At 75.2% G+C, this 21,130-nt stretch carries 16 protein-coding genes and 1 pseudogene; 4 read left to right on the top strand and 13 right to left on the bottom strand.

Features of this window, described 5'->3' with window-relative positions:
* Positions 1–61: 61 nt before the first annotated feature.
* From ACFWWQ_RS17390 to ACFWWQ_RS17380, 3 genes are all read right to left on the bottom strand, one after another.
* On the bottom strand, positions 62–2,365 hold the full coding sequence (locus ACFWWQ_RS17390; protein WP_384596948.1) for a tetratricopeptide repeat protein: 2,304 nt from the start codon (positions 2,363–2,365) through the stop codon (positions 62–64).
* Positions 2,366–2,562: 197 nt separating this feature from the next.
* The gene (locus tag ACFWWQ_RS17385; RefSeq protein WP_384596946.1) at positions 2,563–3,189 is read right to left on the bottom strand and encodes an NUDIX domain-containing protein; all 627 of its coding nucleotides are present in this window, start codon (positions 3,187–3,189) and stop codon (positions 2,563–2,565) included.
* A 93-nt stretch (positions 3,190–3,282) separates the two neighbouring features.
* Positions 3,283–4,986, bottom strand: a complete 1,704-nt coding sequence (locus ACFWWQ_RS17380) for a CTP synthase (protein ID WP_384596944.1) — start codon at positions 4,984–4,986, stop codon at positions 3,283–3,285.
* A gap of 408 nt (positions 4,987–5,394) precedes the next feature.
* Between ACFWWQ_RS17380 and ACFWWQ_RS17375 the strand changes: the two genes are divergently transcribed.
* Entirely contained in the window at positions 5,395–7,206 is a 1,812-nt protein-coding gene (locus tag ACFWWQ_RS17375; RefSeq protein WP_384596942.1) for a glycoside hydrolase family 15 protein, read from the top strand.
* A 94-nt stretch (positions 7,207–7,300) separates the two neighbouring features.
* On the opposite strand, the gene ACFWWQ_RS17370 is transcribed toward ACFWWQ_RS17375, so the two are convergent.
* From ACFWWQ_RS17370 to ACFWWQ_RS17360, 3 genes are all read right to left on the bottom strand, one after another.
* Positions 7,301–8,653: an MFS transporter gene (locus ACFWWQ_RS17370; protein WP_384596940.1), complete on the bottom strand. Its 1,353-nt coding sequence runs from the start codon at positions 8,651–8,653 to the stop codon at positions 7,301–7,303.
* Between the two features lie 127 nt (positions 8,654–8,780).
* The gene (locus ACFWWQ_RS17365) at positions 8,781–9,941 is read right to left on the bottom strand and encodes a beta-1,3-glucanase family protein (protein WP_384596938.1); all 1,161 of its coding nucleotides are present in this window, start codon (positions 9,939–9,941) and stop codon (positions 8,781–8,783) included.
* Between the two features lie 9 nt (positions 9,942–9,950).
* A complete protein-coding gene (locus ACFWWQ_RS17360; RefSeq protein ID WP_384596936.1) occupies positions 9,951–10,892 on the bottom strand; it encodes a glycoside hydrolase family 16 protein in 942 nt (313 codons plus the stop codon).
* 138 nt (positions 10,893–11,030) lie between these two features.
* Here ACFWWQ_RS17360 and ACFWWQ_RS17355 point away from each other — a divergent pair, with 138 nt between their 5' ends.
* Together ACFWWQ_RS17355 and ACFWWQ_RS17350 are read left to right on the top strand one after the other, a co-directional pair.
* Positions 11,031–12,071 (top strand): LacI family DNA-binding transcriptional regulator, encoded by a 1,041-nt coding sequence (locus ACFWWQ_RS17355; RefSeq protein ID WP_384596934.1) that lies wholly within the window; start codon positions 11,031–11,033, stop codon positions 12,069–12,071.
* Positions 12,072–12,136: 65 nt separating this feature from the next.
* A complete protein-coding gene (locus ACFWWQ_RS17350; RefSeq protein ID WP_384596932.1) occupies positions 12,137–13,765 on the top strand; it encodes a PucR family transcriptional regulator in 1,629 nt (542 codons plus the stop codon).
* Between the two features lie 144 nt (positions 13,766–13,909).
* Here the strand turns inward: ACFWWQ_RS17350 and ACFWWQ_RS17345 are convergent, their stop codons facing one another.
* The 6 genes from ACFWWQ_RS17345 to ACFWWQ_RS17320 form a co-directional block, all read right to left on the bottom strand.
* On the bottom strand, positions 13,910–14,566 hold the full coding sequence (locus tag ACFWWQ_RS17345) for a LysE family translocator (RefSeq protein WP_384596930.1): 657 nt from the start codon (positions 14,564–14,566) through the stop codon (positions 13,910–13,912).
* A 93-nt stretch (positions 14,567–14,659) separates the two neighbouring features.
* Positions 14,660–15,811: a glycosyltransferase family 4 protein gene (locus ACFWWQ_RS17340; RefSeq protein WP_384596928.1), complete on the bottom strand. Its 1,152-nt coding sequence runs from the start codon at positions 15,809–15,811 to the stop codon at positions 14,660–14,662.
* 496 nt (positions 15,812–16,307) lie between these two features.
* Positions 16,308–18,035 (bottom strand): DNA repair protein RecN, encoded by a 1,728-nt coding sequence (recN, locus tag ACFWWQ_RS17335; RefSeq protein WP_384597118.1) that lies wholly within the window; start codon positions 18,033–18,035, stop codon positions 16,308–16,310.
* A 144-nt stretch (positions 18,036–18,179) separates the two neighbouring features.
* Positions 18,180–19,058 (bottom strand): NAD kinase, encoded by an 879-nt coding sequence (locus tag ACFWWQ_RS17330; RefSeq protein WP_384597116.1) that lies wholly within the window; start codon positions 19,056–19,058, stop codon positions 18,180–18,182.
* A 59-nt stretch (positions 19,059–19,117) separates the two neighbouring features.
* Positions 19,118–19,933: a TlyA family RNA methyltransferase gene (locus ACFWWQ_RS17325; RefSeq protein WP_143940642.1), complete on the bottom strand. Its 816-nt coding sequence runs from the start codon at positions 19,931–19,933 to the stop codon at positions 19,118–19,120.
* Between the two features lie 7 nt (positions 19,934–19,940).
* Positions 19,941–20,387 carry a hypothetical protein gene (locus ACFWWQ_RS17320; RefSeq protein ID WP_384596925.1) on the bottom strand — a complete coding sequence of 149 codons (447 nt, stop codon included), beginning with the start codon at positions 20,385–20,387 and terminating at the stop codon, positions 19,941–19,943.
* A gap of 128 nt (positions 20,388–20,515) precedes the next feature.
* Between ACFWWQ_RS17320 and ACFWWQ_RS17315 the strand changes: the two genes are divergently transcribed.
* Complete coding sequence (locus tag ACFWWQ_RS17315) at positions 20,516–20,863, top strand: sterol-binding protein (protein ID WP_384596923.1); 348 nt, start codon at positions 20,516–20,518, stop codon at positions 20,861–20,863.
* Here ACFWWQ_RS17315 and ACFWWQ_RS17310 read toward each other — a convergent pair.
* Positions 20,844–20,996: pseudogene (locus ACFWWQ_RS17310) on the bottom strand (ABC transporter ATP-binding protein); the annotation flags it as partial. The gene ACFWWQ_RS17315 and the pseudogene ACFWWQ_RS17310 overlap by 20 nt on opposite strands.
* Positions 20,997–21,130 lie beyond the last annotated feature (134 nt).

Below are 21,130 nucleotides of genomic sequence, written 5' to 3'. Positions count from 1 at the left end.
CCTCTCTTGTCTAGCCTTGCAAAGCATTAACTGTTTCCAAGACCACCACCGATTTCGTAGGTCACTTGGGGTGATCTTGGAGGAGTTGTTCCCCAGCGGCGCGGTGCAGCCGTGCCGCGGCCGGGTCGCTGAGCCCGTCGAGGAGGTCCGCAATCCGTAGCTGCAGCCCCGCCTCCAGCGGTACGTCGCCCGCGCCGCGCGCCGTATGCAGGGCCTCCAGGGACGTCCGCAGCGCCTCCTCGGGCCGTCCGGAGCACTCCTGGACGCGTGCCGCCTCGGCCGTCGCACGCGCCTGACCTGCGAGATCACCGAGTCTGCGGGAGGTGCGGGCCGCGGCCCGCCACTCCTTGAGCGCCTCCGGCCACCGCCCGGCCCGGCCGTGCGCCCCACCGATCCGGCCGTGCAGCCGCGCCGCGTCCACCGTCTCGCCCCGGCTCAGCCGCAGCTCCAGGGCGCGGCCGTACCAGTCGGCGGCACGCTGCCAGTCACCCAGCTCGCTGTACGTACCGCCGAGCGACTCCAGGGCACGGCCGGTCGCCACCGCGTCCCCCGTCGAACGGGCCGCCTCCAGGGCGCCGCGGTACCGGGTGAGCGCCGCCTCGGTGCGTCCGGCGCCGCCGTCCAGATCGGCGAGGTTGAGCAGCGCCGCGGCCTTCTCCCGGCCCAGGCCCCGGCGTTCGGCGACCTCCAGGACCAGTTCGTGCAGGGCGTAGAGGTCACCGCCGGCCGCGTCCGGGCCCTCGTGCGCCATCAACGCGCGGACCAGAGTGGCGATCAACCTCCGGTCCAGCGTGTCGAGTTCACCGTCCGACACCGCGAGGCGGGCCGCGTCCAGCAGGGCGGCGCGACGGCGGCGCAGCCAGGTGGCGGCCGCCGCGCGCGAGGGGAAGCGCAGCGCGTACGGCAGCCCCGCCGCCCGCTCCCGCGCCGGCGATCCGGACGGCTCCCCGCTCCCCCGGCAGGACTGGAGAAGCCGGACGGTGCGCTCCAGCATCCGCGCGCGGGCCAACTGGACCTCGGCCGGACGCTCGTGTGTGCGCATCAGCTCCCCGGTCCAGGCGGCGAGGCAGCCGGGGAGCCGGTAGCGGGGACCGGCGGCGACACCCGGGGAGGACGGGCCGTCGTCGCCGTCCGGCGCGTCCGCCTCCTGGTGCAGCAGCCCCAGCGCGGTCAGATCGGCGAGGGTCGCCACGGCGGTGTCCGGAGTGCAGCCGGCCAGCGCGGACGCGGTGTGCGCGTCGACCAGACCGGGCGGGGCGAGGGCGAGCAGTCGCAGCGTCCGGGCCGCGGACGGCGCCAGCGCGTCGTGGGCCAGGTGGAAAGCGCGGCGCAACGGGCGTTCGCCGACGGGGATTTCGTCCGGGAGCGGCACCGCGCGCAGCGCCGTGCGCAGATCCGAGACGGACGCCTTGGGGCGGGCGGCGAGCCAGCCGCCCGCCAGCATCAGCGCGGCGGGCTGCCCGCCGCACTCCTCGGCCACGGCGTCGGCCGAGCGCGGGTCGACGGTGACCCGGACCGGACCCGCGAACCGGGTCAGCAGCGCGACCGCGGCGGCGCCGTCCAGCCCGCCCAGGGTGCACGGCCGGACGTCGGGGATGCCGGTGAGCGGGCCCTCGGACACCACGACGACCAGGCAGTCCGGCGCGTCGGGCAGCAGCGGTTCGACGTGGTCGGCGCCGGGCGCATCGTCGAGGAGGAGGACCGCGCGGCGGGCCGCCAGCTCCGCGCGCAGCACCTCGGCCGGTTCGTCGTCGTCCGAGCCCGCCGGGACGGTGGCGCCAAGCGCGGTGAGCAGCCCGCGGGCGACGTCGCCGGTCGGGACGGGGACCCCGCCCGGCCCGGACAGCCGGGCCCGGAGCGCCCCGTCCGGGTACGTGCCGGACAGGGTGCGCAGCAGCTCCTCGGCGAGCGCGGTGCGGCCGCACCCGGGCCGCCCGGCGATGAGCAGCACCCGGCTGCGGGGACTCTTCCGGCCGGAGAGGGTGTCGAGCCCGGCCCGCTCGATGTCGGCCCGGAGCGCCTTCAGCTCCCGGGAACGGCCCAGCAGACCGCGGGACGGCAGGGGGCCGGAGGCGGCGCGCGGCGGGGCGACCGGCGTCGGCGGGGCGGCGGGACGCGGGGGGACGACGGGGCGGGGGACGGAGGCGGCGGCCACGGGCGCGGGGGCCGATACCCCGGAGGGCCCGGGCCCCTCGCCCGGCGGTCCGGCGGCCGGTGGCGTGGCCGGCATGGCGGGCACGGCCGAGGACGGCGGACCGGCCACCGCGCCATCGCCGTCACCCGGTGCCCGTCGGCCCCCCGCCGGTGCGGCGCGTCCCGCCGCCTCCGGCGGAAGGTGCCCTGTGCCCACCGCCTGGTCCGTCACGGGCCACTCTCCCGTCCACCTGCACATACGAGCCCGCCGCCGGTCGCGGACGGGAACGTTGCCGAGCGTAGTTCACGCCCCGTCATACCCCGTGCCCCGCGCGGGCCTTGGCGTTCGGGTCACTCCGCCGGATCAGCGGATCATCCGACCGGGGACGGTGTGGCGGCGCGGCGGACCGGCGTCGGGCAGGCGGCGGATCAGGCGTCGAAGGGGCGCGCCGGCCAGGGCGCACCGGCCGGGCGCAACGACTCCAGGCCCGGTACCTGCTGCGCCGCAACGAGCGACAGCACGCCGACGACCAGGCAGTTGTTGTGCAGCTCCCCGGCGAGCACGCCGCGCACCAGCTCGTCCAGCGGGACCCGCGCCAGCTCCATGTCGGTCTCCTCCTCGGAGACCGCGAACCGCTCACCCTCCGCCTCGGCCAGCTCCCGGGCGAGGAAGACCCGGACCGCCTCGTCGCAGCCGCCCGGCGTGGTGTAGACATCCGTCAGCACCCGCCAGTCGCCGGCCTGCACGTGTGCCTCCTCGTACAGCTCGCGCTGGGCGGCGTGCAGCGGGTTCTGGCCGGGGACGTCCAGCAGCCCGGCGGGGATCTCCCACAGCTTGTGGCGCACGGGGTGGCGGTACTGGCGCAGGACCAGGACCCGGCCGTCGTCGTCAAGGGCGAGGACGGCCACCGAACCGGGGTGGACCTGGTAGTCGCGGCGGGCGGTGGAGCCGTCCGGCATGACGACGTCGTCGGTACGCACGCTCGTCTTGTTCCCGGTGAACGGCGTCGCGGTCGCGGTGACCGTCCACTCCTCGGGGGTGTCCTCGATCGCCATGCGTCCTCCTGTTTGTCCTCGTCAACGCAGAAACCGGGGCAGCGACCTCGTACGAGATCCCTGCCCCGGTCCACCGTAACGGCCGGGTTCTGCTTACTTACCGGCGCCCGGCTTCTGCGCTGCCGTCTTCTGCGCTGCCGTCTGTCGTTCGACGGCTGCCTTCACCAGACCCGCGAAGAGCGGGTGCGGGCGGGTCGGGCGGGAGCGCAGCTCCGGGTGGGCCTGGGTGGCGACGAGGTAGGGGTGCACCTCGCGCGGGTACTCGACGTACTCGACGAGCTTGTTGTCCGGGGAGGTGCCGGAGAAGAGCAGACCGGCCTTCTTCTCCAGCTCACCGCGGTAGGCGTTGTTGACCTCGTAGCGGTGGCGGTGGCGCTCCTCGACGTAGGGCTGGTTGTCGTACGTCTCGCGGACGATCGAGCCCTCGGCAAGCTTGGCCGGGTACATGCCGAGCCGCATCGTGCCGCCCATGTCGCCCTCACCGGCGACGATGTCCATCTGCTCGGCCATCGTGGAGATGACCGGGTGGGCGGCGGCCGGGTCGAACTCGGTGGAGTTGGCGCCCTCGATACCGGCGAGGTTGCGGGCCGCCTCGATGACCACGCACTGCAGGCCCAGGCAGAGGCCGAGCAGCGGCAGCTTGTGCTCACGGGCGTAGGTGATCGCGCCGACCTTGCCGTCCACACCGCGGTCGCCGAAGCCGCCGGGGATGCAGACCGCGTCGCAGTCGACGAGCTGCTCGGCGGCGCCGGCCGGGGTCCTGCAGTCGTCGGAGGTGACCCACTTGATCTTCACGCGGGTCTTGTTGGCGAAGCCGCCCGCGCGCAGCGCCTCGGTGACCGAGAGGTAGGCGTCCGGCAGGTCGATGTACTTGCCGACCAGCGCGACCCTGACCTCGTGGTCGGGGTTGTGGACGCGCTCCAGCAGGTCCGCCCACTGGGTCCAGTCGACGTCGCGGAACGGCAGGTCCAGCTTGCGGACGACGTACGCGTCCAGGCCCTCGGAGTGCAGCACCTTCGGGATGTCGTAGATCGACGGGGCGTCGATCGCGGCGACCACGGCGTTGTCGTCCACGTCGCACATCAGCGAGATCTTGCGCTTGATGGCGGTGGGGACCTCGCGGTCGGCGCGGAGCACGATCGCGTCGGGCTGGATGCCGATGTTGCGCAGCGCGGCGACGGAGTGCTGGGTCGGCTTGGTCTTCAGCTCACCGGACGGGCCGATGTAGGGCAGCAGCGAGATGTGCACGACGAAGACGTTGTCCCGGCCGACCTCGTGGCGGACCTGGCGGACGGTCTCCAGGAACGGCAGCGACTCGATGTCGCCGACCGTGCCGCCGACCTCGGTGATGACGACGTCGACGTCGTCGGTCGCCATCCGGCGGATGCGGTGCTTGATCTCGTTGGTGATGTGCGGGATGACCTGCACGGTGTCGCCCAGGTACTCGCCGCGGCGCTCCTTGGCGATCACGGTGTTGTAGACCTGGCCGGTGGTGACGTTGGCGCTGCCGTCGAGGTCGACGTCGAGGAAGCGCTCGTAGTGGCCGATGTCCAGGTCGGTCTCGGCACCGTCGTTGGTGACGAAGACCTCACCGTGCTGGAACGGGTTCATCGTGCCGGGGTCGACGTTCAGGTACGGGTCGAGCTTCTGCATCGTGACCCGCAGACCCCGCGCCTTGAGGAGCGCGCCGAGACTGGAGGCCGTGAGGCCCTTGCCGAGCGAGGAGGCGACGCCCCCGGTGACGAAGATGTGCTTGGTCGTCGTGGCTGCGTTCTGTCGAGAAGCAGAGGGCGGCATGGCCAAGAGGGGGCTCCCGTGGTCGCGAGTGGAGAGGTGCGATGCGGCGCCGTCCCCGGGATACGAGGGGTGCCTTCGCTGCGGCTCGGGGGGTGCCGTGACATCTGCCGTGACATTTGTGGGGCCCACCGGTCCACGGGATACCAGGCTATCAGCGACCGGGGATGGTCGCGCCCGGCGGCATCCGCCGCGCCCGCTCCGCCGCACGCCACCCGAACGAGTGACACCCCCCTCCGTGGGCGTCGCGCGGCGCCCCATGGGCCGTCGTATCCTGCTCGGACACTCGTTACGAGCCGTCCGGTGAGGCACCACCCCCGCCCGATTTCCGGTCCCGCTGCTCGACAACGTTTCATGGGCAGGACGGACAGCTATCACGTCCCGAGGGGCGTGACTCCAGTTCGACAGGAGATGCACGTGGCCGGGCGCATCGAGGACTACGCACTCATCGGCGATATGCAAACCGCCGCTCTCGTGTGCAGGGACGGCATGGTGGACTGGCTCTGCCTGCCCCGTTTCGACTCCCCGGCGGTCTTCGCCGGGCTGCTGGGCACCGAGGAACACGGCTTCTGGCGGATGGGCCCCGCCCACTCCGAGGGCACCCGCCCGCTCCCCGCCGACCGGCGCCGCTACCGCGGTGACTCGCTGGTGCTGGAGTCCGAGTGGGACACCCCGCAGGGCACGGTCCGGGTGATCGACTTCATGCCGCCGCGCGACGGCGCACCGCAGCTGGTCCGCATCGTCGAGGGCGTCAGCGGCACCGTCCCGGTCCGCTCCGAGCTGCGGATGCGGTTCGCGTACGGCTGGGTGGTGCCCTGGGTCCACAAGGTCGACGGGCGGACGGTCGCGGTGGCCGGGCCGGACTCCGTGTGGCTGGACACGACGGCGCAGACGTACGGCGAGGAGCTGACCACCTACTCCGACTTCACCGTCGCGCCGGGCGAGCGGGTCGCCTTCACGATCAGCTGGCAGCCCTCGCACCACCAGCCCCCGGCGGTGGCCGAGCCGGAGAACTCGCTGACCACCACCGAGGAGTTCTGGCACGAGTGGGTCGAGCACTGCACCTACCACGGGCCCTACCGGGATGCGGTGGTCCGGTCGCTGATCACGCTGAAGGCGCTGACGTACGCGCCGACCGGCGGGATCGTGGCCGCGCCGACCACCTCGCTGCCCGAGGACCTCGGCGGCTCCCGCAACTGGGACTACCGCTTCACCTGGCTGCGGGACGCGGCCATCACCCTCTCCTCGCTGCTGCGCACCGGCTACCGCGAGGAGGCCCGGGCCTGGCGCGAGTGGCTGCTGCGCGCGGTGGCCGGGGACCCGGAGAACCTCCAGATCATGTACGGCATCGCCGGGGAGCGGGAGCTGGGCGAGAACGAGCTGAGCTGGCTGCCGGGGTACGAGAACTCCCGGCCGGTGCGGGTCGGCAACGGCGCCGCGGGCCAGGTCCAGCTCGATGTGTACGGCGAGGTCATCGAGGCGCTGCACCTGGCGCACATGACCGGCCTGGCCCGTAACGACTACGCCTCGCTGCTCCAGCTGAAGCTGATCAACTGGGTGGAGAAGCACTGGCACGAGCCGGACGAGGGCATCTGGGAGGTCCGCGGGCCGCGCCGCCACTTCGTCCACTCCAAGGTCATGACGTGGGTCGCGGTGGACCGCACCATCAAGCTGATCGAGGCGGGGGACGCCGAGGGGCCGCTGGAGCGCTGGAAGGAGCTGCGCGACCGCATCCACCAGGACGTCTGCGAGAAGGGGTTCGACAAGGAGCGCAACACCTTCACGCAGTCCTACGGCTCCCAGGAGCTGGACGCGTCGCTGCTGCTGATCCCGCAGATGGGTTTCCTGCCCCCGGACGACAAGCGCGTCATCGGCACGATCGAGGCGATCCAGCGGGAGCTGTCCACCGAGGACGGTTTCATCCTGCGCTACCCGACCTCCGGTGACGAGGCCGGGGTGGACGGGCTGGAGGGCGACGAGGGCGCGTTCCTGGCCTGTTCGTTCTGGATGGCCGACGATCTGGCGATGATCGGGCGGGTGGAGGAGGCGCGCACGCTCTTCGAGCGGCTGCTGGCGCTCCGCAACGACCTGGGGCTGCTGGCCGAGGAGTGGGACTCCGCCAACCAGCGCCAGGTGGGGAACTTCCCGCAGGCGTTCAGCCATGTCCCGCTGATCGACACCGCGCTGCGGCTGACGGCGAGCGGCGCGTACGGGGGCGGCTGAGCCGGACGTCGTACGTGTACGTGTACGGAAAGTCGTCTCTCATGCGGAAGGGGGCCGCTCCCGGTGGGGCGGCCCCTTTCGTACGCGCCGATGGTCAGGCCCGGGTGCGGGGTGCCAGGGCCAGGGCGAGGACGGGCAGGGTGAGGAGGGCGGCGGCCGCGTTGAGGCCGCCGTAGCCGATGAGGGCGACGAGGCCACCGGCGACGGCGCCGCCGGCCGCGCCCGCGAGGTTCATCAGGGTGTCGGCGAGGCCCTGGATCTCGGAGCGCTGCGCGGCGGGCAGCGACTCGGTGAGCAGGGTGGATCCGGCGATGGTGACGCAGGACCAGCCCAGGCCGAGCGTGAACAGGACCCCGACGGTGGCAACGTGGCTGGGTCCGGCGAGCCCGGCGACGGTGGCGGTGACGAGGTAGAGCGCCTGGCCCAGCAGGATCACCGGGATCCGGCCGAGGCGGTCGGCGAGCCGTCCGATCAGCGGCGACAGCGCGTACATCCCGGCGATGTGGAGGCTGACGCTGAAGCCGACGACGCTGAGGTCGGCGCCGTGGTGGGCGAGGTGGATCGGGGTCATCGTCATCACGGAGACCATGACGGCGTGGCCCAGGACGACCGTGACCAGGCCGAGGCGGGCGGCGGGCACGGCGCGGACCACGCGGAGCGCCTCGGCGAAGCGGGCGGTGAAGCGCGGGGCGGCGGACGCGTCCGGGGCGGGCTTCCCGGGCACGGCCGCCTCCGGTATACCGCCGCTCTCCGCGCGGGCCAGGGCGGCGGCGAGGTGGAGCGGGTCGGGGCGGAGCAGGAAGTGGTTGAGGGCCCAGCCGCCGACGAAGGCGACGGCGGAGAAGAGGAACGTTCCGGCCTCCTCGGGCAGGCCCAGCGCGCGGGCGACGGGCTCGCCCGGGCCCGTGAGGTTGGGTCCGATGACGCTGCCGACGGTGGTCGACCAGACGACGAGGGAGAGGGAGCGGGCGCGGTTGCCGTCGTCGGCGAGGTCGGCGGCGGCGTACCGGGACTGGAGGTTGGTGGCAGTGCCCGCGCCCAGCAGGAGGGTGCCGGCGAGGACCGGTTCGGGGCGGCCGAGGCGGGCGCCGAGGAGGACGAACAGGGCGCCGGCGGCGGCGATCAGCCAGCCGGTGCCCAGGCCGATGCGGCGGCCCCGGGAGCGGGAGAGCGCGGCGAGCGGGATGCCGAGGACGGCGGCGCCGAGCGTCGCGGAGGTGGTGGCGAGCCCGGCAAGCGCCTCCGAGCCGCTGAGCCGTCCGACCAGCAGCGCCCCCGCCGAGAGCGTCGAGCCGATGCCGATCCCGGCCACGATCTGGGCGGACATCAGCACCCGGACGGTACGCCGCTGGGCGGTGGCGACGGTCGTACGGTCCGGGCCGGACGAGGGCGGCCCGCCGCAGGCGTGGCCGGCCGGACCATCGGACATGTGTTCGGTGTCTGACATGCGGCACAGCGTAGAAGCGGGTGCGGCGCGGCCCCACCGAATTCCGGCCAGGCCGGGCGGGCGGCCGGAACGGCACCCCGGGGCGCGGCGGCCGCCCGGCGCCCCGGGAGCAGCCGCCGACGGGCCGTCAGAACGCCGTGAGGGTCAGGGTGATCTCCTTCGGGGCACTGTCCTCGATGTACGAGGCGAACCCGGCGACGTCGTCGAAGGCGAAGCCGTACGCCTTGCCGTCGCGGGTGGCCTCGTGCATGGCCTTGGCGTAGTGGTTGGTGAGCTGCTGCTGGTAGAAGGTGGCCGGGTCGGTGCCTGGCTGGGCGTCGGCGGTGGTGAGGATGGAGCGGTTGAGGGCGGCGCCGAGGATCGCGGCGACCGGGCCGAGGGTGCCGTCGTTGGGGGCGGCGAGGGTGCCGTCGCAGAAGAGGACGTCGCGGGTGGACGGCTTGTCGAAGGAGACGGAGCCGGGGCCGGTGAAGGCGAGCTTGCCGCCGCTCACCCGGCCGGTGAAGGTCCCGGCGTTGGTGGTGACCTTGAGGTCCTTGCTCTCGTACGTGGACCATGCCTCGTCGATGGCGGGGGCGAGGTGGTCGGTGGCGAACAGGCCGCTGTCCAGGCCGTGTCCGGGCGCGATGACGCGCTTGTCGTCGACGATCAGCCTGTCGAAGCCGTCGGCCGCCTTGACGTCGGCGAAGACCTTGGCGCGGGCGCCGTCCTTGAGGGTGCCGGTGGTCTGCTCCTTCGCGCCGCTCAGCTTGATCTCCAGCGGCACGCTGAACATGTCGACCATGGTGGTGTTGCTGTACATGCCGCCGGAGTTGTAGGTGAACTCCGCGCAGTCGTGCAGCACGGAGTAGTTGGGGTCGCCCTCGACCCACCCCGCCGGGTAGGCGAGCGCCGCCTTGCCGTTGCCGTCCTCGACCGCCTTGAACTTCAGCGGGTCGCCGAGCGCGACGTAGATCCGGCCGGACATCTGCGGCAGGTTCAGCGTGGTGGTGCCGCTGGCGGCGAGCGGGATGGCGTAGTCGGTGAAGCCGTCCGGGCCGTTGTCGGCGAGGGCGACGGGCGCCAGCCGGCCGTCGGGGGTGACGCGGACCTGCTGAGTGCCGTCGTTGCCGACGATGTAGACGCGGATGGAGGCGTTGTCGTACGCGCCGGTGGCGTTGACGAGGTGCAGCGGCATCCCGGCGGCGACGGAGCCCAGCGGTGCGGGCTGCGCGAACGCCTTGGGCGCGAGGGCGAGTCCGGCCGTGGTGGCGGCGAGGGAGCCGAGCAGGGTACGGCGGCTGATCACGGGGGCTCCTTACGGGGTGCGGGCGGAGGCGGGCCGGGCGACCGAGATGGCCACGTTGTCGACCAGCAGGGAGGCGCCGGGCGCGGTGGTGTCGGTGGGGGTGGCGCGCCCGGCGACGCCGTCCGGGAAGCCGCCGCCCATCGCGAGGTTCAGCAGCAGGAAGTGGCCGTGATGGGTGGCGCGGGCCCAGGTGTCGGCGTCCATCTCGGAGGCGGCGACGGTGTGGTGGGCCGCGCCGTCGAGGGACCACGTCAGCTTCTCGTGGGCGGGGTCGGTGCGGTCGAGTTCGAGGGCGTAGGTGTGGAAGTCGTCCCGGCAGCCGGTGCAGGGGCGGGAACTCCCCTTGCCCTGCGTCTCGTTGCAGGGGCCACCGGGGCTGACGCCGCAGTGCAGGGTGCCCCAGAGGGTGTCGGCGCCGTTGACGTTCTCCATGACGTCGAACTCGCCGACGCCGGGCCAGTTGGAGTACGTGCCGCGGAAGTCGGCGCCGAGCGTCCAGAAGGCGGGCCAGTAGCCGAGGGCCTTGTCGCCGCTGACGGCGGGCATTTTGATGCGTGCCTCGATGCGCAGAGCGCCGCCCTCGGGTGCGGCGAAGTCGGTGCGGCGGGTCTCGATACGGCCGGAGGTCCAGCCGCCGTCCTTCTTGAGGGCGGTGATCTTCAGGTGTCCGGCGCCGTCGAGCTGGAGGTTCTCGGGGGCGTCGGTGTAGGTCTGCACCTCGCCGGTGCCCCAGTGGCCGGGGCCGCCGGGGTAGCCGGTGCCGGTGTCGGTGATCCAGTCGTCGGCGGAGGGGCGGGACCCGGCGGCGCCGTCGAAGTCGGTGCGCCAGACCTCCTGGAAGGCGGGGGCCGCCTCCTTGGCCGGTGCGGCGGACGGGGCCGGCCAGAAAGGGGCCCCGAACGCCAGGGCGCAGGCGAGTGCCACCGCCTGTGCCCGGAATTCCATGATCATGTCGTTCTCCTCGACACAGTGGGGGGTGGGGGAGGAGTCTTCGGGATGCGCGCGTGAGAGCGCTCTCATGCGCTGGGGGGCACCCTGCCGATTCGGCGGTACCACGTCAACCCGCCGCAGAGAAAAAGGAGTTGCACGGTGGTGGTGGAACGGAACGACCGGCGGCCCACGCTGGAGGCGGTCGCCGCGCGCGCCGGGGTCTCCCGGGCGACGGTCTCGCGGGTGGTCAACGGCGGCGCCGGGGTGCGGCCCGCGGTGCGGGAACGGGTGGCGCGGGCCGTGGCCGAGCTGGGGTACATCCCCAACAGCGCGGCCCGTTCCCTGGTCACCCGGCGCACCGGCGCGGTCGCCGTGGTCATCGGCGAACCGGAGGAACGGGTGTTCAGCGATCCGTTCTTCGGGCGGCAGCTGCGCGGCATCGGCCGGGAACTCGCCGCCGCCGACACCCAGTTGCTGCTGCTCCTGGTGGAGAGCCGCGCGGACTGGCCGCGGATCGGCCGGTATCTGTCCGCCGGGCACGTCGACGGCGCGCTGCTGTTCTCGCTGCACCACGACGATCCGCTGCCGTCGGTCGCGGCGCGCGCCGGGCTGCCGGTGGTCTACGGCGGACGGCCCGGCTGGGCGGACGCCGCGGACGATCCGGGGGTGCGGTACGTCGACACCGACAACCGCGACGGCGCCCGGCAGGCGGTGCGGCATCTGCGGGAGCGGGGGCGGCGCGCCATCGCCGTCATCACCGGGCCACCCGACCAGACCTCGGCCGCCGACCGGCTGGCGGGCTACCGCGACGCACTGGCGCCGGGGGCGGCCGATCCCCGGCTGGTCGCGGACGGCCGGTTCACCGCGGACGGCGGCGAGGCGGCGATGGCCCGGCTGCTGGACACGGCGCCGGAGCTGGACGCGGTGTTCGTCTGCTCGGACCTGATGGCGTCCGGGGCACTGCGCACCCTGCGGGAGCGGGGGCGGCGGGTGCCGGAGGACGTGGCGGTGGTCGGCTACGACGATCTGGAACCGGCCGCCTGGACCGATCCGCCGCTGACCACGGTGCGGCAGGACGTGACGGAGATGGGGCGGCTGATGGCCCGGATGCTGCTGCGCGCGGTGGCGGACCCCGGGGACGCGGGCCCGACGGCCGTCGTCACCCCGGCCACGCTGGTGGTCCGCGCCTCGTCGCGCTGACGGCCCGCGGTGGGCGTCGCGGCCGCTGTGACGTGGGACGACGTACGGCGGGTACCGTCGACGCCATGGGGCCGGAGAGGACGATCGAAGCGGAGATCACCGTACGCAGGGCGCTGGAGCTGCCCGCGCTGCGGCGCGGTCTGCCGGAGGTGGTGGCGGGCGCCGACGGGCTGGACGGGCCGGTCCGCTGGGTGCACGCCGGGGAGGTGCCGAACATCGCCTCGCTGCTCAAGGGCGGCGAGCTGCTGCTCACCACGGGCCTGGGGCTCGGCACCCGCCCCACCGAGCTGCGGTCCTTCGTCCGCGATCTCGCCGACCGGCGGATCGCGGCGCTCGTGGTGGAGCTGGGCGCGCGGTTCACCACCCTGCCCGCGGCGCTGGTCGACGCGGCCCGCGAGTGCGGGCTGACCCTGATCCAGCTGCACCGCGAGGTCCCGTACGTCACGGTCACCGAGGAGATCCACACCGAGATCGTCAACAGCCACTACACGCTGCTGCGCCGCGCCGACGCCCTCATCCGGCGCTGTACGGACGCGCTGCTGCGCGGCGGCGGCGCCCCGGAGGTGCTGCGGCTGCTCGCCGACTTCACCGGCAATCCGCTCTGCCTGGAGTCGGCCGACGGCAGCCCGCTGTACGCGGCGGGCCCGCAGGGCGACGACGGGCCCGCGGACGCCGACCCGCTGCTGGCCTGGGAGGGGCTGCGGGACACCGGCGTCCGCGTCGACGTGCCCGGGGGCGGGCCGGGTCCTGATGCCGTACGGGCGCGGCTGGTGCTGCTGCCGGTGAACTCCCCGGCGGCGCCGGTGCACCGGATCGCCGCGGCGCGGGCGGCCGATCTGCTGGCGGTGGTGATGCTCCAGTCCCGCCAGGAGGAGGTGCTGGCGGCGCGCGGCCGGGGCGACTTCCTGGCCGATCTCGCCGAGGGCCGGGTGTCGGCGGCCGAGGCGCCAGGCCAGGCGCGGCTGCTGGGGTTCCGGCCGGGCGGCGACCCGGTGCTGCCGGTGGTGATGCGGCTGCCGTCGGGGCTGGTGTCGGACGGCGGCTGGGCGGTCCTCGCCCAGGCGCTGCGCGAGGAGCTGACGGCGCTGGGCGTGCCGGTGCTGCTGGGCGTACGGCCGGTGGAGGGGCGGGTACCGCTGCTGGTGGCGCTGCGCGCGGGGCGGGCCCGGGAGGCGCTCGCCGACCGGGTGGCGCAGGCGCTGCACACCGGGGTGGCGCGGGCCGGTCTTGACCGTCCGGCGGCGGCGCGGCCGGTGGTGGTGGTCGGCGCGGCGGGCGAGTGGGCGGCGGCCGGGTCCGGGCTGCGCCATGCGGCCCAGGCGGCGGCCGCCGCGCAGGGGCTGCCGCACCAGCCGTGGTACGACGCGCGGCGCCTCGACATCGAACTGCTGCTGTGGCGGATGCGGGAGCACGGCGGTGAGGAGGTCCTCGCGGACTTCGTGACCCGCGCCGTCGGCCCGCTGCTCAGCCACGACCGGGCGGCCCGCCAGCCGCTGCTGCCGACGCTGGAGGCGTATCTCGCGAGCGCCGGGCGCAAGGCGGAGACGGCCCGCGCCCTCAACGTCAACCGCCAGACCCTCTACGACCGCCTGGCCCGCATCGCGCATCTCCTCGGCACCGACCTGGACGATCCGCAGACGGTGCTGGGGTTGCGGCTGGCGCTCCGGGCGCGGCGGCATGCGGAGCGGGGGTAGGGGCTCACGGGCGACGGGCCGGGCCGGGCTCCGGCTCCCGGCCGATGAGCTGAGCGGGCCGGGTGTGGTCGTCATGGCCGAGCAGCCCGGCTGAGCATCGGGCTGCGGGAGCGGCACGGGCCCCGTGCCGCTCCCCCACCCCCCTCACCCCGCAGCCGTCTCCAGCGCCGTCCCCACGCCGAGCGCGACGAGGACGCCGCCGGTCGCGCCCTCCAGTCCCCGGTGCACCCGGGGGCCGCGCAGCCAGGCCGAGAGGCGGCCGGCGCCGAGGGCGATCAGAAGCAGCCAGCCGGCGGCGATCACCGCGTCGACGGTGCCCAGCAGCAGCGTCGCACCGAGGACCGAGCGGCCCCGGGGCAGGAACTGCGGGACCACGGCGACGAAGAAGATCCCGACCTTGGGATTGAGCAGGCAGCTCAGCAGGCCCTGACGGAAGCCGCGCAGCACGGTGGCGGCCGCCTCGGGCCCCGCTTCACCGGAGGGCCCGGCGCCCGCCCCGGGGCCCGGCGCGGCGGAGCGGCAACACGCCCACAGCGCCTGGACGCCGAGCACCGCCAGATATCCGGCACCCAGGAGGCGTACGGCGGTGAACGCGGCGTCCCAGCGCTGGAGGGCGGCGGCCAGGCCGAAGGCCGCCACCACGGCCCAGGCCAGCGAACCCGCCGCGGCGCCGAGGGCGGTGGCCACGCCGGACCGGCGTCCGCCGCGCAGGCAGTTGCGCAGGACGAGCAGGGTGTCCGGGCCCGGCACCACCGTCATCATCAGGGCGAAGAGCGCGAAGCCCGCCATCGTTGCCGTCATACCGTCCGCCCGCCTTCCGCGTCCCCGGCCCGCACCGTGGCCACGTACGAACCGTTCGTCGTGGTCACCGTAGCGGCCCCGGACGGTGCAGGATCAGGCCGGGACGTGGGAACGGCCGGGCCGGGCCACCTCGTCGTAGACGCTCAGGACCTGGGCGACCGTGGCGTCCTCGGTCGGCCAGTCGGCGGCCTGGAGCGGGCCCGCGGTGGCGAGGGCGGTGCGCCGGGCCGGGTCGGCGAGCAGGCCGAGGACCGCGCGGGCGAGGGAGACCGCGTCGCCGGGGCGGGTCAGCTCGGCGGCGGGGCCGAGGAGTTCGCGGAGCTCGCCGGTGGCGGCGGCGACCAGCGGCGCCCCGGCCGCCAGCGCCTGCTGCGCGAGCGGCGGCCGGGCCTCCCAGCGGCCCGGGACGGCCACCACATCGGCGGCGGCGAGGAGTTCGGGCAGATCGGCGCGGTGCCCGGCGAGGAGGACGGGCAGCTCCTCGGCGTCGATGCGGCGCTGGAGGGCGGCGCGGCGGCTGCCCTCGCCGACGACGACCAGCAGCGGACGGGGTTCGCGCGCGGCCCAGGCGTGCGCGGCGTCCAGCAGCAGATCATGTTCCTGGCGCTCCTCCAGGGGCCCCGCGGCGAGCACCAACGGGCGTTCCACCGCGCCCAGTTCGGCCCTTACCTTGTGGCGCGTCCGGTCGGTCTCCCCACCGTCACCGCCGGTCCGGGGGCCCGGCGGGGCGACCGGGGCCAGCCGGGCGTCGCGGGCGCCGCGCTCGCGGGCACGGTCGACGAGCCCGGCGCAGACGCCGAGGACGACGGCCGCGGCGCGCGCCAACTGCCGCTCCCGCAGCCGCACCAGCGCCCCCGTCGCACGGGCCGCGGTGTGCCAGGTGACGACGAGCGGGAGGCGGCCGCCCCGTGGACCGCGCACCGTGCGCAGCACCGGCAGGGCGCTCAGCCCGGCCCGTACGCCGTGGGCGTGGACCACGTCCGCGTCGCGGAAGGCGCCACGCAGCGCGGCGAGCGCGCCCGGGGCCGGACGGGCCGCCACCGGGACGAACCGGGCCCCGGCCGCGGTGAAGCCGTGCGTCTCCTCGGCCGTGGGCGGGGCGCAGACCGTGACCTGCACGCCCCGGGCGATCAGCCCGGCGGTGAGCGAGCGGACGTGGGCGGCGCCGGCCGCGGCGCCGTGGCCGAGCACCTGGACCGTGCGCAGTGGCGCCTGGCCGTGCGGCGGGGGCGGCGTGCGGGTCACGGCGTGGGCTCCTGGGTCGGCGGGCTGAGGTCCGTACGGCGGGACGGTCGTGCAGGTCACACACCGGCGGGGCACGGTGAGTGGCACACCGAGGGGCGCACGGGGCACCTACGGGCGCCGGGGGCGTACGCGGGGAGTGGCGTGCGGCATCCGCCGCGGCACCGCGCACCAGGATGCCAGGCCGGGCGCGTCAATTCCGCACCGTTCGCCCGCCGTTCAGGTGGGATGTCTCACCCACCCGACCGTCGGACCACCCCCATGGGGGACAGAACACCTGTTCCCTGACACTCCGTCGGGGCCGGGCCCGGCGACCGGCCCCGACGGTCGCCCACGACCGCCGCCGCCACCAGCGCGGCGGCGTGCGCGGCGAGCCCCGCCCGGCCGTACCGGGCCACGGTCGTCGTACGCACCGCAGGCACCCGCGGCGAGGACGGTGAGGGCCCCGACGGCGCGGGCACGTGGCGCCCCCGGGGCACAGCAGCCCGCGGCGCCGTGGTCACCGTCCCGTACGCGCCGTCTCCAGCAGCTCCTCGGCGTGCGCGCGGGCCGTCTCCGAGTCCTCCTGGCCGGCGAGCATGCGGGACAGCTCCCGGATGCGTTCCTCGCCCTCCAGAACGGTGACACCGCTGCGGGTGACCGAGCCGTCGTGGGTCTTGGCGACCAGCAGCTGCCGGTCGGCGAAGGCCGCGACCTGCGGGAGGTGGGTGACGACGACGACCTGCGCGGACTGCGCGAGGCGGGCCAGGCGGCGGCCGACCTCCACCGCCGCCTTGCCGCCGACGCCCGCGTCGACCTCGTCGAAGAGGTACGTGGGGACGGGGTCGGAACCGGCGAAGACGACCTCCACGGCGAGCATCACACGAGAGAGTTCACCGCCGGAGGCGCCCTTGGAGATCGGGCGGGGCGGGGCGCCCGGATGCGGGGCGAGCAGCAGCTCGACCTCGTCGGCGCCGCTCGGCCCGTAGGCGACGGACCGGCCGCCGACCTCGATGCCGTCGCTCTCCTCGGCCGCCTCGGTCTGGCGGATGCCGACGCTCACCCGGGCGTGCGGCATGGCGAGTTCGGCCAGCTCCGCCGTGACGTCCGCGGCGAAACGGCCGGCGACGGCGGTCCGGGCGTCGGTCAACTCCTGCGCCAGGGCGCCCAGTCCGGTGCGGAGGGTGTCGCGTTCGGCGGTCAGTTCGGCGATCCGGTCGTCGTCGCCGTCCAGTTCGGCCAAGCGCGCCGCGCTCTCCTGGGACCACACCAGGACCGCGTCGATGTCCTCGCCGTACTTACGGGTCAGATGGGTCAGCGCGGCGCGGCGCTCCTCGACGGCGGCGAGCCGCAGCGGATCGGCGTCCAGCCCGTCGGCGTATCCGGCGAGGTCGCCCGCGACGTCCGCCATCAGGATGCCGATCTCGCCGACCCGCTCGGCCAGCGCGGACAGCTGCGGGTCGTGGCCGCGTACGGCGTCGAGCGCGCGCCGGGCCCCGGCGACGAGGGCGGCGGCGTCCACACCCTCGGGGTCCTCCACATGGCCCGCCAGCGCGGCGTGCGCGGCACCGGCGGCACCGGCCAGGGCCTCGGCGTGACCGAGGCGTTCGGCCTCCGCGGCGAGCGCGGTGTCCTCGCCGGGCTGCGGTTCGACGGCGGCGATCTCGTCCAGCCCGAAGCGCAGCAGATCGGCTTCCTGAGCACGTTCGCGGGCCCGCGTCGTCAGGGTGTCCAGCTCGGTGGCGGCGGCGCGCAGCCGCCGGTGTGCGGTGGTGTAGCGGGCGAGGGGCACGGCGACGGCGTCGCCCGCGTAACGGTCCAGGGCCTCGCGCTGGCGGGCCGGGCGCAGCAGGCCCTGCTGGTCGGTCTGGCCGTGCACGGCGACCAGTTCGGCGGCCAGCTCCCCCAGCAGGCCGACCGGGACGGACCGGCCGCCGACATGGGCGCGGGAGCGGCCCTCGGCGGAGACGGTGCGGCTGACCAGCAGCGCCCCGTCGTCCAGCTCGGCGCCCGCCTCCTGGGCGCGGACCGCCGCGGGCGCGTCGGCGTCCATCGTGAGGCGGCCCTCGACGACCGCCGCCTTGGCACCGATCCGCACCAGCGCGGGGTCGGCGCGCCCGCCGAGCAGCAGGCCGAGGCTGGTGACGACCATGGTCTTGCCCGCGCCCGTCTCACCCGTCACCGCCGTGAAGCCCGGGGACAGCTCGACTACGGCGTCGTCAATGACGCCCAGGGACCGGATCCGCATCTCCTCCAACACGGATACGACCTTACGAGGTCCGGCGGCCCCCTCGCGACGGACTCCCGCCCCCGCCACCCGCCGGGGGTGGCCGCCCACGCCTCGGGGCGCCCGGGATCGTCCCGGTACACCCCGGTACCGGGCGCAGGCCGGTCAGTGCGGGGCGCCGCGCCAGCCGGCCACCGGCAGGGCGAACTTCGCGACCAGCCGGTCGGTGAAGGAGGCGTGGTGCAGCCGGGCCAGGCGGACCGGGACGGCGCCGCGGCGGACCTCGACGCGCGCCCCGGCGGGCAGCTCCACGCTGCGGCGGCCGTCGCACCACAGCACGCCGTGCGGCGTCTTGGGCTGCACCTCCACCGCGAGGACCGACTTCGGGGAGGTGACCAGCGGCTTGGCGAAGAGGGCGTGGGCGCTGATCGGCACCATCAGCAGCGCCTCCACCTCGGGCCAGACGACCGGCCCGCCCGCCGAGAAGGCGTACGCGGTGGAGCCGGTCGGGGTGGCGCAGACGACGCCGTCGCCGCCGAAGCGGGAGACGGGACGGCCGTCGACCTCGGTGACGACCTCCAGCATCCGCTCCCGGGCGGCCTTCTCGACGGACGCCTCGTTGAGCGCCCAGTCGGTGTGCACGATGCTGCCGTTGTTGCGGACCAGGACGTCGAGGGTCATGCGCTCCTCGACCTCGTAGGAGCGGGTGACGACGCGGTCGACGACCTTGTCGAGGTCGTCGCGTTCGGCCTCGGCGAGGAAGCCGACCCGGCCGAGGTTGACGCCGAGCATCGGCACGCCGGAGGTGCGGGCGAAGTCGGCGCCGCGCAGCAGGGTGCCGTCGCCGCCGAGGACCACGAGCAGTTCACAGCCCTCGGCGGCGCTCTGGCGGGAGGCGACGCGTTCGACGGCGTCGGGCAGCGGCAGGTCGGCGGCCTCCTCGGCGAGGACGCGGACGCCGATGCGGTGGCGCAGCAGCCCCTGGACGACGCGTTCGGCGCTGCGGATCGCCGCCGGGCGGCCGGTGTGGGCGAGCAGGAACACCGTCCGTACCGGCTGCTCGCCCTGGTGCGGTGCGCTCTCCTGAACTGCCTGTGTGGTGGTCAACGCGGCCCCTCCGCCACTGCACGGTCGACGTCCGCCGGGTCGAGTGCGGGCGCCCCGGCGCGGAGCCACAGAAAGTACTCGACGTTGCCGGAGGGGCCGGGCAGCGGGCTCGCGGTCACGCCAAGAACGCCCAGGCCCAGTTCGGCGGCGCGGGCGGCGACCGCGCGGACGGCCTCGGCGCGCAGTTCCGGGCTGCGGACCACGCCGCCGCTGCCGAGGCGTTCCTTGCCGACCTCGAACTGCGGCTTGACCATCAGGACGAGGTCGGCGCCGGGCGCGGTGCAGGCGGTGAGGGCGGGCAGGACCAGGCCCAGCGGGATGAAGGAGAGGTCGCCGACGACCAGGTCGACGGGGATGTCGTCGATCCGGTCGAGGGTCAGCTCGCGGACGTTGGTGCGGTCCTTGACGGTGACCCGTTCGTCGCTCTGCAGGGACCAGGCGAGCTGGCCGTAGCCGACGTCGACGGCGACGACATGGGCGGCCCCGGCGCGCAGCAGGACGTCGGTGAAGCCGCCGGTGGAGGCCCCGGCGTCGAGGGCGCGGCGCCCCTCGACGCGCAGCCCGAGGGGGACGAATGCCGCGAACGCCCCGGCGAGCTTGTGTCCGCCGCGCGAGACGTAGTCCGGATCGTTCGCATCCTCGCGGACGACCACGGCGGCGCCGGTGGCAACCTGGGTGGCGGCCTTGGTCGCGGTCGCGCCTCCGACGGTCACCCGCCCCGCGGCGATCAGCTGACCGGCGTGCTCCCGCGAGCGGGCCAGTTTGCGGCGCACCAGCTCCGCGTCGAGTCGGCGTCGTGCCACTCCTGCCACCTGTGGTTCAGCTCCTGATGTCGTGCGTCGGGGTGTCGTGCGTCGAGGCGGGCGGCCCGGGCTGCCCGTCGAGGGCGGCCAGCGCGTCGCGCAGCCCACGGTGAACATCCTCGTACACCGCGAGGTGCGCGCCGACGGCGAGGTGGTCGGCGTCGGCGAGGCGGCTCAGCGGGGTGTCGACGGCGGGCTCGCCGGTGGGGGTGAGGGTGACGCCCAAGGGTTGCGGCGCGGCGGACTCCTCGGGTTCCGGCGGGGCGTCGGCGGCGGGCCCGGGCTCCGCGGCGGCCGGGGAGACGGGACCGGGCCCGGCCTCCGGCTCCGTGGCGTCGTCCGGTGCGACGGGCGCCCGGGGCCCGTCGGGCGTCCCGGATCCGTCGGGCGGCGGGCCGCCGGTCTCCCCGGGCAAGGGCTGATGCGGCCGCTGCGGCGGCGGGTCCGGCGTCGGCTCGTGCATGTCCCCGACGCTACCGCGTACGGCCGGGCGGCTCGCCGGTCAGGCCGGTCGGCGGGGGCGCCACGCCGCCCCCCGGGGCGCCGCGGCGGCGGGCCGCGGGACGGGGCACTGGGCTATCGTCAGCGGCGATGGCAACTCTCGACCAGTGCCGCGCGGCGCTCGACCGGCTGGCCCGGAACATGTCCGGTGCCGACGGCCAGGTACGCAGCGCCGCCGCCCTCGACCGCTCGCTCAGCTGCCGCCTCACCGACCCCGACGTCACCTTCCTGGGGCGGCTGGCCCACGGCACCATCGAGGACGTGACGAGCGTGCCGGGACCGCCGCCGTACCGGGCCGAGATCCGGCTGGCGATGTCCGGCGACGACCTGATCGCGCTGGTCGACGGGGAGCTGGACTTCGCGCGGGCCTGGGGCCGGGGCCGGGTGCGGCTGGAGGCCGGGGTGCGGGATCTGCTGCGGCTCCGGAAGCTGCTGTAACCGCCACGACCGTACGCCGGGCCGCGCGGGCCGCCAGGACGATCAGCGGGGTGCCGGTCTGCGGATCGTCGATGACCTGGCAGCGCAGCCCGAAGACGGACTCGACCAGCTCAGCGGTGACGCGGCGGTCCGGACGCGGCGGTCCGGACGCGGCGGTCCGGACGCGGCGGTCCGGACGCGGGGGGGGGGGGGGGGGCGCGGGGGCGCCCCCCCCCGCGGCCGCGCCACCCCCCGCGCGGGCCGCGCGGGCGGCGCCCGCGGCGCGCG

The sequence above is a fragment of the Streptomyces sp. NPDC059080 genome, assembly GCF_042739975.1.
GTDB classification, from domain to species: domain Bacteria; phylum Actinomycetota; class Actinomycetes; order Streptomycetales; family Streptomycetaceae; genus Streptomyces; species Streptomyces benahoarensis.
The sequence above is the reverse complement of the archived record's forward strand: the minus strand, read 5'-3'. Positions and strand labels throughout refer to the sequence as shown.